Origin of the sequence: Sphingomonas lutea, assembly GCF_014396785.1 — a bacterium.
Classification (GTDB): domain Bacteria; phylum Pseudomonadota; class Alphaproteobacteria; order Sphingomonadales; family Sphingomonadaceae; genus Sphingomicrobium; species Sphingomicrobium luteum.
Genome location: NZ_CP060718.1, coordinates 739,924 through 753,174, shown reverse-complemented (window position 1 = coordinate 753,174; position 13,251 = coordinate 739,924). Strand labels below are relative to the sequence as shown.

9 protein-coding genes and 1 pseudogene are annotated in these 13,251 nt (G+C 66.5%); 6 read left to right on the top strand and 4 right to left on the bottom strand.

Annotated features, from left to right (window positions below):
- Positions 1-63: 63 nt before the first annotated feature.
- Entirely contained in the window at positions 64-1,065 is a 1,002-nt protein-coding gene (locus tag H9L13_RS03935; protein WP_235091156.1) for an A/G-specific adenine glycosylase, read from the bottom strand.
- A 27-nt stretch (positions 1,066-1,092) separates the two neighbouring features.
- Here H9L13_RS03935 and H9L13_RS03930 point away from each other — a divergent pair, with 27 nt between their 5' ends.
- From H9L13_RS03930 to H9L13_RS03905, 6 genes and pseudogenes are all read left to right on the top strand, one after another.
- Entirely contained in the window at positions 1,093-1,653 is a 561-nt protein-coding gene (locus H9L13_RS03930; RefSeq protein WP_187540123.1) for a DUF721 domain-containing protein, read from the top strand.
- The gene (locus H9L13_RS03925) at positions 1,650-2,405 is read left to right on the top strand and encodes a DsbA family protein (protein ID WP_187539218.1); all 756 of its coding nucleotides are present in this window, start codon (positions 1,650-1,652) and stop codon (positions 2,403-2,405) included. Before H9L13_RS03930 ends, H9L13_RS03925 begins: the two co-directional genes overlap by 4 nt.
- 21 nt (positions 2,406-2,426) lie before the next feature.
- Positions 2,427-5,842, top strand: a pseudogene (locus H9L13_RS03920) (chromosome segregation SMC family protein).
- Between the two features lie 2 nt (positions 5,843-5,844).
- Positions 5,845-6,537 carry a DJ-1/PfpI family protein gene (locus tag H9L13_RS03915; RefSeq protein ID WP_187539216.1) on the top strand — a complete coding sequence of 231 codons (693 nt, stop codon included), beginning with the start codon at positions 5,845-5,847 and terminating at the stop codon, positions 6,535-6,537.
- On the top strand, positions 6,530-7,876 hold the full coding sequence (locus H9L13_RS03910; protein ID WP_187539214.1) for a cytochrome P450: 1,347 nt from the start codon (positions 6,530-6,532) through the stop codon (positions 7,874-7,876). Before H9L13_RS03915 ends, H9L13_RS03910 begins: the two co-directional genes overlap by 8 nt.
- A gap of 58 nt (positions 7,877-7,934) precedes the next feature.
- Positions 7,935-10,028 (top strand): TonB-dependent receptor, encoded by a 2,094-nt coding sequence (locus H9L13_RS03905; protein ID WP_187539212.1) that lies wholly within the window; start codon positions 7,935-7,937, stop codon positions 10,026-10,028.
- Here H9L13_RS03905 and H9L13_RS03900 read toward each other — a convergent pair.
- From H9L13_RS03900 to H9L13_RS03890, 3 genes are read right to left on the bottom strand one after another with little or no spacing between them, the layout of a single operon-like run.
- Positions 10,025-11,467, bottom strand: a complete 1,443-nt coding sequence (locus tag H9L13_RS03900) for a UdgX family uracil-DNA binding protein (protein ID WP_244954824.1) — start codon at positions 11,465-11,467, stop codon at positions 10,025-10,027. The genes H9L13_RS03905 and H9L13_RS03900 overlap by 4 nt on opposite strands.
- Positions 11,468-11,469: 2 nt before the next feature.
- Positions 11,470-11,955 (bottom strand): hemerythrin domain-containing protein, encoded by a 486-nt coding sequence (locus tag H9L13_RS03895; protein WP_187539210.1) that lies wholly within the window; start codon positions 11,953-11,955, stop codon positions 11,470-11,472.
- A gap of 31 nt (positions 11,956-11,986) precedes the next feature.
- Entirely contained in the window at positions 11,987-13,231 is a 1,245-nt protein-coding gene (locus tag H9L13_RS03890; protein ID WP_187539208.1) for a putative DNA modification/repair radical SAM protein, read from the bottom strand.
- Positions 13,232-13,251: the final 20 nt, after the last annotated feature.

Sequence of the window (13,251 nt, the reverse complement as noted above, 5' to 3'; positions counted from 1 at the left end):
CCTGGGTTTCTCGAAACCGAGACGTGAATCTGCGCTGCCCTTTAGGGTTGCGCGGGGCCTTCTTCAAGCCGCTGCGCAAGGGCGGCGCGCAGCCACGGCCAATGCGGCAGCGCGCTTGAACAACGTCGGCAGCCCTGCGTCGGCCAACCGGTCGACCGGGTGCCACCAGCCCTCCCCGATCGGCTCGCCGGCGCGAACAATCTTGAGGTCGAGGGCGAAATGCGTGAACACGTGCCGCACCATGCTGAGCGCGTTGACGTCGGGCGCCAGCGAATCCCCCCAGTCGCTCGACGGAAGCGCTGCCATTCCGCCGAGGAGGCCCTTGTGGGGCCGGCGGACGAGCCAGACCGCGCCATCTCGTTCAATCCACCATGCAATACCGTAACGTTGCGGGCGAACCGTCTTGATCTTGGGCGCCGGAAAGGCCTCGGGCTGGCCTGTCGCAAAAGCTTGGCAATCGGTCCGCAGCGGGCAGTGGTCGCACCGCGGCGCCCGTGCCCGGCAGATGGTCGCGCCAAGATCCATCAGCGCCTGGATGAAATCGCCGGCGCGTCCGGCCGGGATCATGTTCCCAAGCAACGCTTCGATCTCAGCGTCGCTCGGCCGTTCGAGCGCGTGAAGCCGGGCAATCACGCGGCGGATGTTGGTGTCGATGGCGGGCGCGGCTTCACCAAAGGCAATCGCCGCAATGGCCGACGCCGTATAGGGCCCAATGCCGGGCAAACCGCGAAGATCGGCGGCCGAGGCGGGAAAGCCGCCGCGCGCTGCAACCTTCCGTGCGCACGCCAGCAGATTGCGGGCGCGTGCGTAGTAACCGAGCCCGGCCCATTCGGCGAACACATCGGCGTCATCGGCTGCGGCAAGGGCTTCGACGGTCGGCCACTTGGTCACGAAACGTTCGAACCGGGGCGTCACCGCGGCGACCGTGGTCTGCTGCAGCATCACTTCGCTCAGCCACACGCGGTACGGGTCCATCGGCGGCGCACCGGGCGGGCTGCGCCACGGCAAATGGCGGAAGTTATCCACATAATGTTGGAGGAGGCGCGTTGTGGCGTTGGCGGTCACCCAATCGCTATGGCATGCTCGGCCATGATGTCGAAGCGCAAGGGCACGCCTGATAAGGAGCAGCGCAGCTGCCGTCCGCGCGCCGCGGGCGAATTGCTCGGCGATGTCGGCGGGACGTCGTTTCGCCGCTTCGGCTTCGTCCAGGGCGCGATCGTCAGCCGCTGGAGCGAGATCGTCGGCGAGCGTTACGCCAAGGTGTCCTCGCCCGAATCGATTCGCTTTCCGGCCGGCCGCAAGTCGAGCGGTGCACTGACCTTGCTGGTCGAAGGCGCGCATGCCCCGCTGATACAGCATTTGACCCCGATGATCGTCGAGCGCGTCAATCGCTTCTTCGGCTATGCGGCCATCGACCGGATCGTTTTCCGGCAAGGCAAGTTGCCCGCCGCGACGCCGATGCCGCGCCGGCCCGAGTTGCGAGCCGTTCCCAAGGAGATTGGGGAAGGCTTGCGCGAGATTGCCGACCCGGAACTCCGCGCCTGCCTGGAGTCGCTTGCCACGCAAATTGCGGCTACCAGCGGACCGCCGTCCCTGCCTATGGACGGCGAGACCGCCATTCCCGTCATCAACCGGAGCAAGTCAGTCCGATGAAGCGAATCAAGTATCTCGTTGCAGCCGCCGCAATCCTGACCAGTGCCGCGTGCAATGCGGACAAGGGCACCAACGGTGCCACCGCAACGCAGAGCGAGCTTCCCACGGTCCAGGCGCCGGCCAATGGCGATTGGTCGCAAAGCGTCATCAAGACGCCTGAGGGCGGCTTCCTGATGGGCAACCCGCAGGCCAAGGTCCGCCTGATCGAATTCGGGTCGATGACCTGCCCGCACTGCGCGGAGTTCGATGAGACCGGCGTCCAGCCGCTGATCGACAAATATGTGAAGACCGGCCAGGTCAGCTGGGAATTCCGCAACTATGTCCGGGATGGCTTCGACCTCGCGGCCTCGCTGGTGGCTCGCTGCAATGGGGCAAAGGGCTTTTTCCCAATGACGCGGGCGCTCTATGCCGACCAGAGCAACTGGCTCAACCGCATCCAGGGGACGCCACAGCCGCAGCTTGAGGCCCTGCAGGGACTGCCGCCCAATCGGCAATTCCTTGAACTGGCCAAGGTCGCGGGCTTTCAGCAGTTCGCAGCCATGCGTGGCGTGCCAGAAGCAAAGAGCGCCCAATGCCTGAGCGATGAGAATGCCGTGAATCAGTTGGTCCAGATGACCAGCGACGTCACCGGTGCCTATCCTGGATTTTCCGGCACACCGAGCTTCGTGATCAATGGCGAATTGCTCGAGCGGACCGCGACTTGGCAAGATCTGGAGCCCAAGCTCAAGACTGCGCTCGGCGAGCGCGGCTAGCGGTCGGGGGCCGGGCGAAAGGTGCGGATACGCCGGCTCAAGCTGAGCGGATTCAAGAGTTTCGTCGAGCCCGCTGAACTGCGCATCGAGCCCGGGCTGACTGGGGTCGTCGGCCCCAACGGCTGCGGCAAGTCGAACCTGCTCGAAGCCATACGTTGGGCGATGGGCGAGGCGAGCCCGAAGTCGCTGCGCGGCGGGGGCATGGAAGACGTGATCTTCGCCGGCACGGCCTCGCGCCCGCCGCGCGACTTCGCCGAAGTCTCGATCCTGCTCGAGCAGCAGGATCCCGAGGATGGCAAGATCGGCGAGAGCGAGGTCACCCGGCGCATCGAGCGCGGCGCCGGGTCGGCATACCGGATCGATGGTCGCGACGTTCGCGCCAAGGACGTCTCGCTGCTGTTCGCAGACGCCGCCACCGGCGCCCATTCGCCGGCCCTCGTCAGCCAGGGCAAGATTGGCGCCATCATCGCCGCCAAGCCGGTCGAGCGGCGGCAATTGCTAGAAGAAGCGGCCGGCATCTCCGGCCTTCACGTGCGCCGCAAGGATGCCGAGCAGAAATTGCGCGCGACCGAGGCCAATCTAACGCGGCTTGCGGAAATCCTGGGCGAGCAGGAGCAAAGGGCCGCGCAACTCCGCCGGCAGGCGCGAGCGGCCGAACGCTATCGCAAGCTCAGCGCGCAAATCCGCGCGGTCGAAGCCCAGCTGCTCCACGCCCGCTGGGCGGAAGCCGAAGCTGCATCCAAAGCCGCCGCCGCAGAAGCGCGCGAAGCCGAAGCCGAGGTCGAGCGGATCCTGGCTGGCATTACCGAGGCGCAGGCCGCGCAGGGACGCGCCAACGCGATCCTCGCCGAACGCCGCAATGCGCTGGCCGAAGCCCGCGAAGCCGGACACAATCTGGCCCACGAACTCGCCACCGCCCGTGCCCGGCGAGACACCGTCGCGCGGCGGCTTGCCGAACTTGACCGGCTCGATGCGGCGCTTGCCGGCGACATCCAGCGCGAGGAAGCGCTCAAAGGCGATGCCGCGCGTGCCATTGCGCAGCTCGACGCAGAAATCGGGGCGATCGCGCGCCGGCTTGAGGATGCCGAGGGTCAATCGGCGCGGATCGCAACCGAACTGACCGCCGCCGAGGCGGCATCGCGCGAGGCCGAGGCCGCGCTGGCCGAGTTGCTTGCGCGGCAGGCGGCAATGCGCGCCGAGCGGCGGGTGGCCGAGGCCGCGCTCGAAGCCGCGCGGGCGCAACTTGCACGGACCGAGCAGGAGCAGCGCCGGCTTGTCGAGCAGTCGGCCGCGCTGGGCGATGGCGCGGTTCTTTTCGCAGCAAAGCGGGACGCGGAGGCGCGTGGCAAGGCCGCGGCCGCCGCAATGGCCGAAGCCGACGCGCGGCGTAACGCGGCCGAGCAAAGCCGCGCTGCCGCCGCCGAGCAGCGCGATGCCGCCGAGAGCGCGCTTTCGACCGCGCGCGCTGCCTTGTCTGCCGCCAAGTCCGAGCATGACGCCTTGGCGCGCGCGCTCGACCAAGGCGGCGGCGCGGCGATTGCCAGCCTGTCCGCCGAGCCTGGCTACGAACGGGCGCTGGCCGCCGCGCTGGGCGAGGATTCGGATGCCGCGATCGGCGCGGACGGCGCGCGGCGCTGGCAGGGCAGCGCGCCGCTTCCCGGCGACCCCGCCCTCCCGTCCGGCACCGAATGTCTTGCCGATCATGTGCGTGCGCCAGCCGAACTGCTGCGGCGGTTGAAGCAGGTTGCGGTGGTCGACAGCGATGTCGGGCAAGCGCTGGCCGTCGGCCAGCGGCTCGTCACGCGCGACGGCGCACTTCGCCGCTGGGATGGGTTCGTCGCCCTGGAATCCGGAGCGGCGGCGGCCGAGCGGCTGTTGCGCGCGAACCGCCTTGCCGCACTGGCGAAGCAGCTTCCCGCGCTGGGAAAAGCGGTCGCTGACGCGCAGGCCGCGCGCGATTCGGCGATGCAGTCGATGGAGGATTCACGCCAGGCCGCCGAGCAGGCGCGCCACGCCGCGCTGGCGGCGGAGCGCGACGCGCGCGAAGCGTCGCGTGATGGCGATTCCGCGGCGGCGGCGATCGAGCGGCTGGAGGCCCAACGCGCCAATCTGATGCAGCGCCAGGCGGACCTTGAGCCCGTGCTGAGCGCCGCCTCCGATTCGGTCGCAGCCTCGGAACGGGCGCTGGGTGCCTTGCCCGACCCGGCCGCACTCGAAAGCGACGTCGGGACCGCGCGGGAAGCGGCGGCTGCTGCCGCGTCCGCGGTGGCCGAAAAGCGCGCCGAGGCGGCGACGCGGGCACGCGAGACCGGCGCCGACCGCGAGCGGACCGCCACCGCTGCCCGCGAGCAAGGCGATTGGCGCAAGCGCCAGGCCGACGCCGAGCGGCGGTTGGCGGGGGCGGTCGAACGGCAGTCGCAGCAGGCGGCCGAACGGGTGGAGCTGGAGCAGGAGCCTGCCGCGCTCGATTCGCGAATCGCGGAACTCGAACGGGCGACGTCGCAAAGCCAGGTGAAGGTCGGCGAGGCGGCGACGGCGGAACAGGATGCGGAGCGCGCGCTGATCGCGGCTGCGGCGGCCGTGTCGGCGGCCAACGAAAGTTCGGCCGCCGCCCGGGAACGCCGGGCCGCCGCGACCGCTCGCGCCGAAGCGCAACGCGGCCGAAGTGCGGAATTTGCTCGCACCAGTGTCGAGAAATTCGAATGCGTCCCCAGCGCCTGCCGGAACGGATCGGCTTCGACGCCGACCGGCAGCGCGATGCAGAGACCGAAGCCCAGACGCTCGACCAACTCACCGCCGAGCGCGAGCGGATCGGGCCGGTCAACCTCGTCGCCGAGCGCGAGCTCGCCGAACTTGACGAAACGCGATCCAAAGGCGCGGCCGAAGCCGACGAACTGACCCAGGCGATCCATCGCCTGCGCGGGTCGATCGGCAACCTCAACCGCGAAGGGCGCGTGCGGCTGCTCGAAGCCTATGAAAAGGTCGATGGCCACTTTCGGCGCCTGTTCACGACCTTGTTCGACGGCGGCCAGGCCCATCTGGCGCTGGTCGAGAGCGACGATCCGCTTGAAGCCGGGCTGGAAATCATGGCGCAGCCCCCAGGCAAGCGGCTGTCGACCCTTACCTTGCTGTCGGGCGGCGAACAGGCGCTGACCGCAATCGCGCTCATCTTCGCCTTGTTCCTGACCAATCCCGCACCGATCTGCGTCCTCGACGAGGTCGACGCCCCGCTCGACGATGCCAATGTCGAGCGCTTCTGCGACCTGCTCGACCGGATGACGCAAGAAACCGACACGCGCTATTTGATCGTCACCCACAATGCCGTGACGATGAGCCGTATGCATCGGCTGTACGGCGTGACCATGATCGAAAAGGGCGTTAGCCGGCTCGTTTCGGTCGACCTCGGCGGCGCCGAAACCCTGCTTGCGGCGGAATGAACATGGACGCGGTACGAGTCGCGTTCCTGATCTACCCGAACGTCACCCAGCTCGATTTCACCGGCCCGGCGCAAGTCTTGTCGCGGCTGGGGAATGCGCATCTCGACTTTGTCTGGCGTGACCTCGCGCCCGTGCAGACCGACAGCGGGTTTGCAATCGTCCCCACGGCGACATTCGCCGACATTACCCGCGCCGACATCATCTGCATTCCAGGCGGCTTTGGGTGCGTCGACGTGATGGAGGATGAAGAGGCTCTGGACTGGATCCGAAAGGTCGCGGCCGATGCCCGCTGGGTGACAAGCGTCTGCACCGGCTCACTGATCCTCGGCGCGGCCGGCCTGCTCGAAGGCTATCGCGCGACGACCCACTGGAACTGGCACGCTTTCCTCCCCTTGTTCGGGGCCGAACCGGTGCAAGCGCGGGTCGTCTTCGATCGCAATCGCGTCACGGGTGGCGGTGTGACCGCAGGGATCGACTTCGCCCTCGCGCTGACCGCGGCCATTCGTGGTGAAGACCATGCCAAGGGCGTGCAGCTCGCGCTCGAATATGATCCGCGACCCCCGTTTGACGCGGGCTCTCCCGCCAGTGCCGGCGCTGCCCTGGCCGAAGGCGTGCGCGACCGGACCCGCCGCCTCGCGCCCGACCGCGAGACTCGCGTGCGCGCGATCGCGGGGCGCCGCCCGGCCAATGGCTGAGCGCTTCGTCCCACCCTATCCGCCGCGGCCCGCGGCACCGGTGCCATCGTGGCGCGGACTGTACGGCGAGCGCGCGCGGACCCTGGTCTACGGCTGGTCCGAGCGCGCCTTCTCGGAAACCTATCTGTTCCGCAAGGTCCTTGGCTGGCGCGTGCACATCCCGCTTGAGCCGCAAGCCATCCAGCACGTCCTGCTCAACAATGCCGCCAATTATGAGAAGCCGCGCCTTGTCAAAACGCTGCTCGCACCAGTCATCGGACGCGGCCTCCTCACTTCCGACGGGCCGCTGTGGCGCGCGCAGCGGCAAATCGTCGCGGCCAGCTTCAACCCGCCGGCGGTCGACGCTTTGGTGCCCGTCTTCGCCGCCCAGGCCGAACGCCGCGCGAAAGGGTGGGCCGGCGGCGTGTTGGATGTGGCCGAAGAGGCGACCACAACGACGATGCAGGTCATCACGGAGGCGCTGTTCAGCGGCGACAAGCGCCTCACCAGCCGGACGGCATTGACCCATATCGCCGCCGCGCTCGAGGGATTCAGCGAGGCGCGGCTACAAGTCCTTATGGGACTGCCGGTGTTCCCGGTGACGTTGCGCGGCCTTCGCGGGCTTCGGGGCCAGGCCTATTTGCGCCGCACCTTGACCCAGATCGTCGAAGAGCGCCTTCGCCCCGGCGCGCCGGACGACTTCGTCACGGGCATGATACACGCCTTGTCGGAAAAATATTCACGCGCCGAAGCGGTTTCGCTGGCGGTGGACAATGCCGCGACCTTCTATCTCGCAGGGCACGAGACGACGGCGAACAGCATCACTTGGACGCTATACCTTTTGTCAGAGCAGCCTGATCTGCAGGAAGCGGTCGCTGCCGAAGCGCAGGCGGCGCTGGCCTCAGGCGCGGACGCCCGCCTGCCGACCCGGCTGCCGCTGCTCCAATCGGTGGTCGAGGAATCGCTTCGACTATATCCGGCGGCGCCACGGTTTGATCGTGAAGCGATCGGCGAGGATGAGATCTGCGGGTATCGTGTGCGTCGCGGCGATTTCGTATCCATTTGGCCCTGGCTGCTCCACCGCCATCGCGCATTGTGGGACGATCCGGATGCCTTCGACCCGCAACGCTTCACCCCTGATCGCAAGAAGGGCCGCCACCGCTTTCAATATATCCCGTTCGGCGCAGGCCCGCGCACCTGCGTCGGCGCACGATTCGCGATCGCCGAAGCGCTGACGATCCTCGCCGTCTGGATAGCCCGCTGGTCCTTCGGTAGCGTCAGACGGCCAGTCCGACTGTCGGGATCCGTCACCCTGCGGCCATTGGGCGGAATGCCTCTGAAGATGACGCCCCGCTCATAAACGCTATTGCGAATGATTTTCAATAACGCTAGCTGGCCCGCATCACGAAGGGGTTCAGATGACGCGTTCGACTTGGTTGGCCACGGTGGCCGTAATTGCTTTTTCCGTGTCTCCGGCGCGCGCGGCGGATGCCGCCGACGACGCCGCCCAGGGGGAAATCATCGTCACTGGCGAGCGCGGAGAATATGGCGTCCGCTCGACCAGCACGGCAACCAAGACCAATACCGACGTCCGCAACATCCCGCAGGCGCTTACGGTCATCTCGGAAAGCCAGATCGAAGACCAGGGCCTGCGCTCGATCGCCGAACTGCTGACCTTCGTCCCCGGGGCGACCGCCGGTACCGGCGAGGCCAACCGCGACCAGATCACGCTGCGCGGCAACAACACCACCGCCGACTTCTTCATCGATGGCGTGCGCGACGACGTTCAATATTTCCGCGACTTCTACAACGTCGATCGGGTCGAGGTATTGAAGGGGCCGAACGCGATGATCTTCGGCCGCGGCGGCGGCGGCGGGATCGTCAATCGGGTCGGCAAGCGCTCGACCCTCAACGCCTATCGTGAAGGCCTGGTGTCGAGCGACAGCTTCGGCGGCGTCCGGGTAACGGCCGATGTCGACCAGCCACTGTCGGGCAACGCGGGCGTGCGCATCAACGCGCTTTACGAAAATGGCGACAGCTTCCGCCGCCACGTCGATCTCGAGCGCTACGGCCTCAATCCGACGGCGGGCATCCAGGTCGGCCCAGCCACGCGCATCGACATCGGCTATGAATATTTCCACGACCGCCGCACCACCGATCGCGGCCTGCCTTCCCTCGCCGGCGAGCCGCTGGAGGGCCGCGACAAGAGCTTCTTCGGCGACCCCGACGACAGCTTCGCCAAAGCCGATGTCAACATCGCGCACTTCCGCGCCGAGCATGAATTCCGGCGGGGGGTGATGTTGCGCAACATCACGCACTACGGCCATTACGACAAATTCTATCAGAACATTTACCCGAACAGCGCCGTTACGAATGGCGAGGTGGTGCTTGGCGCTTACAACAGCCGCAACGACCGCCGAAACCTGTTCAGCCAGACCGACCTGATCTGGGAAGGCAAGCTGGGGTCGATCGACCACACCTTCCTCGCGGGGTTTGAACTGGGGCGACAGAAATCGCGCAACCACCGCGTAAGCGGCGCCATCCAGGGCCTCCCCGGCAATCGCGTGTCGATCGACGATCCGACGGTGGACGTGGATGTCATCTACGCCTCGACGCCGAGCGACGCGAACAACCGCACCCGCGCCAGCGTCGCCGCCATCTACGTGCAGGAGCAGCTTCGTCCCACCGACTGGCTGGAGATCGTCGCGGGGCTTCGCTTCGACCGCTTCAAGCTCGAGGTCGACGATCTGCGCGCCGGGAGCAGCGATTACGACCGAACCGACAATCTGTGGTCGCCGCGTTTGGGGCTGGTGCTCAAGCCGACCGAGCGCATGTCGGTCTACGGCAGCTTTAGCCGCTCCTATCTTCCGCAGTCGGGCGACCAGTTCAGCGGCCTCACCTCGGCGAGCGCGCAATTGAAGCCCGAACGCTTCGACAATCTGGAAATCGGCGGGAAGTGGGAGCCGATCGAGGGCCTGCTGGCGACAGCGGCGGTCTATCAGCTGGACCGCACCAACAGTCAGTCGCCCAACCCGGACCCGAGCCTACCGCCGCTACTGACCGGGGAGCAGCGCAGTCGCGGGATCGAGCTGGGGCTGGAGCGCAGCATCACCGATCGCTGGCAGGTTTCGGCCGGCTACGCGCTCCAAAAGGCCGAAATCCGCGAACGCACCAGCGCCTGCAATCCGGCAGTGGCACAGTGCGAGGTACCGCTAGTCCCGCGGCACAGCTTTTCCCTTTGGAATCGCTACGACTTCAACAGCCGCGTCGGCGCCGGCCTGGGTGTAATCGCGCGGTCGAAATCCTACGCCTCGATCAGCAACAACGTGCGTTTGCCCGGCTATGCGCGCGTCGACGCCGCCGTCTTCTACAAGCTTCCCAACGGCATGGAGGCCCAGCTCAACCTGGAGAACGTCTTCGGCGCCGATTACTTCCCGACCGCGCACAACGACAACAATATCGCGCCGGGCGCGCCGCGCACGCTCAAGGGGACGGTCGGCTACCGCTTCTAGGCGGCAAGCGCGGCGGCGCGCGCCTTGATCCGTTCCAGGTCGCGGACGAACAGCGCCTGCTCCTCGCGCTTGCGATCCTCTTCGGGGATGCGGAGGAGGAAGCTTGGGTGCACGGTCACCCAGCATTCGCCGCCGCCATCGGGCAGCGCGAGCGGCTCGCCGCGAACGCGGCTGATCGTCACACTCTTGTGCAGGAGCGAGCGCGCTGCGGTTGCCCCCAGCGCGACCGTCAGCGGCGGGCGGATCAGCGACCTTTCATTGTCGACCCACCAGCGGCACGCATCGATCTCACCCGTGTCCGGCCGGCTGTGGATGCGCCGCTTGCCGCGCAGCACGAATTTGAAATGCTTGACCGCGTTGGTCACGTAGACCCCCGCCCTGTCGATCCCCGCGCGTTCTAGCGCGGCATCGAAAATCTGACCTGCCGGACCGACGAAGGGTCGGCCGGCCAGATCCTCCTGGTCGCCCGGCTGCTCCCCGACGAACATGATCCGCGCGTCGAGCGGGCCTTCCCCGAACACCGTCTGAGTCGCGCATTTGTGCAGGTCGCAGCGCGTGCACACCATCGCCTCCGCGCGCAACGCCTCCCACGATCCGCGCAGGTTGCTCGATGGCGGTGGCGGGACGGCCGGCTTCAGACTGGCCCTCGACCGTTCGATCATCTCCAGCTCCCGATTGCGCGCATTGGCAATGAGCGGTGCGACCAATGCGGTTTCGGGCATGTTGTGCCAATATTTCTTCGGCATCTCCTTCATCATCGCGCCGACCTTCAACCGGTCCGGATTGAAGATGTTCGCGTAATATGTCTTCCACGTCTCCTCGAGCGGGTCGCCGTCGGGCGCATCCTCGCGCGTCGCGCCCGGGCTTTCGCTGATCTGCTTGCCGTCCCAGTGGATGCTGAGCTCGGGCGTCAATATCGACCAGCGCATGTTGGAAAAGCGGCGCATGAAAAAGCCCGCCTCGCGCCGAACGATGTGATGATCGGGCTCGAAAAAAGCGACGAAGCGCGTGTCCCCGTCCGCCTCGACTTCGCGAAAGCGGACGAAGGCATGCATTTTGTGCGCGTCGCGGCGCACTTCCTTGGCCATCTTTTCCAGGCGATCGACGAGCGGATCGGCACGATCCTCCAACGCCCGGCGATTGTCGCGCAGCTTCAGCAGCAGCGCATAAAGCAGGGCAAAGCGTTCCGGATCGCGGTGGCAGACGACCGCCTTGGCGAGATCGACGAACGGCCGCGGCACCGCAAAGCTGGGCGCGGCGGAGCGCGGCGCGTCCACGCCGAAAAGGTCCCCCACGTCGCCGTCGACCTGCCACACGACAGCGCTGGCCGGAACGCCGGCTTCGGCAAGGTCGCGCGCAGCATCGCGCCATCCGTCGAAGTCGTCGGGCGCCGACAAGGTCACGCGATGCGCGTCGATCATCGGCCCTTCGGCAAGCATGGTCAGTCGCGATCGTCCTCTTCATCGACGCCGGCTTCCGCACGCGCGATCTCGCGCGGCTTGCGCTTCTCGAACAGCGCCCGCAGCTCGACCGTCTTTTCCTCGCTAAGGCCGTCGGCCGCGGCCGGAAACATCTCCTCCTCTTCCTCATCGATGTGATGAAGGTAGCGTTCCTGCAGCTTCCGGAATTGGTCCAACCAGTCGCTCGATTCCATGTCGCCGGCCGCAAGCTCCTGCAGCAGATCGCCGATTTCCTTATGCTCGCTCACCGAATGGACGGCGTCATGGCGGAGGTTCTCGCGCGCGAGCATCGTCGCATACAGCGACTCCTCTTCCGCAGCGGCGTGCGCCGTCACTTCCACCTTGAACGTATCGAAAAGTTGGCGGCGTTCCATGCTACCGCTCGCAGTCGCATCAATCTTCTCAATCAGGTCGCGATGGCGGTCGTGATCCTGTTTCAACCGGTCGAAAATGTCCCCGTCAGCCATGCGCAATTCCCTTTCGTAACGCGGATGCGTCCTAGGCAGCGAACAACTCATACTGCTGGCGTTTGGGCGCAATCAGCGCGCGAAGGTCGTTGCGATCGGTCAGCAAGGTCGGCCGCCAGTCGGCCGTGACGATGAACGGGCGAACCTTTGCGATCGAAACGGTCAGCCGCGCGACATCGTCGAGCCGAAGGTTGCGCCAGCGCCGCGAGGTCAGGATGCGCGCCACGGCCTTCGTGCCGAGGCCTGGAATGCGCAGAAGCATCTCGCGCGGGGCGCGGTTGACGTCCACCGGAAAGCTTTCGCGAAACTTGAGCGCCCAGGCAAGCTTGGGGTCGATGTCGAGCGGAAGCATGCCCGCCGGGTCGGCCGCGCTCTGCACTTCCTTCGGCGCGAACCCGTAAAAGCGCATCAGCCAGTCGGACTGGTAGAGGCGATGCTCCCGCATCAGTGGTGGTCGCTTGAGCGGGAGCACGGCGCTGGCATCCGGGATCGGGGAAAAGGCCGAATAATAGACGCGGCGAAGCGAGAAGCGGTCATACAGCTGGCTTGCCCGGCCGACGATATCCGCGTCACTCGCCGCATCCGCCCCGACAATCATCTGCGTCGACTGGCCAGCGGGCGCGAAGCGGGGCGCCGACTTGAACCGTTTGCGCGCGTCGCGAGCGTCGACGATCGAGGATTTCATGTCGCGCATCGCGCCCTCGATTTGCGGAACGCTCTTTTCCGGGGCGAGGTCGACCAGCCCGCGCTCGGTCGGCAGTTCGACATTGATCGACACGCGATCGGCATGAAGACCGGCCTGGCGCACGAGTTCCGGGTCGGCGTCGGGGATCGTCTTCAGATGGATGTAGCCGCGGAAATCATGATCCTCGCGCAGGCTCCGAGCGACCTCGACCAGTTGCTCCATCGTATAATTGGACGATCGGATGATCCCGGACGAAAGGAACAGGCCCTCAATATAATTGCGCTTGTAGAAGGCGAGCGTGAGCTCGACGACTTCCTGTGCCGTGAAGCGCGCGCGGCGGACGTTCGAACTCTTGCGATTGATGCAATAAGCGCAATCGAAAATGCAGCTGTTGGTCAGCAGGATCTTGAGCAGCGAAATGCAGCGGCCGTCGGGGGCGTAGGCATGGCAGATGCCCATGCCTTCGGTCGACCCGACGCCCTTGCCGCCGCGGCTGTCGCGCTTGGCCGTCCCGGACGATGCGCAGGACGCGTCATATTTCGCGGCATCGGCGAGGATCGCGAGCTTTGCGCGGGTATCGAGCTGCGGCATACGTTCACACTATGTTCTAG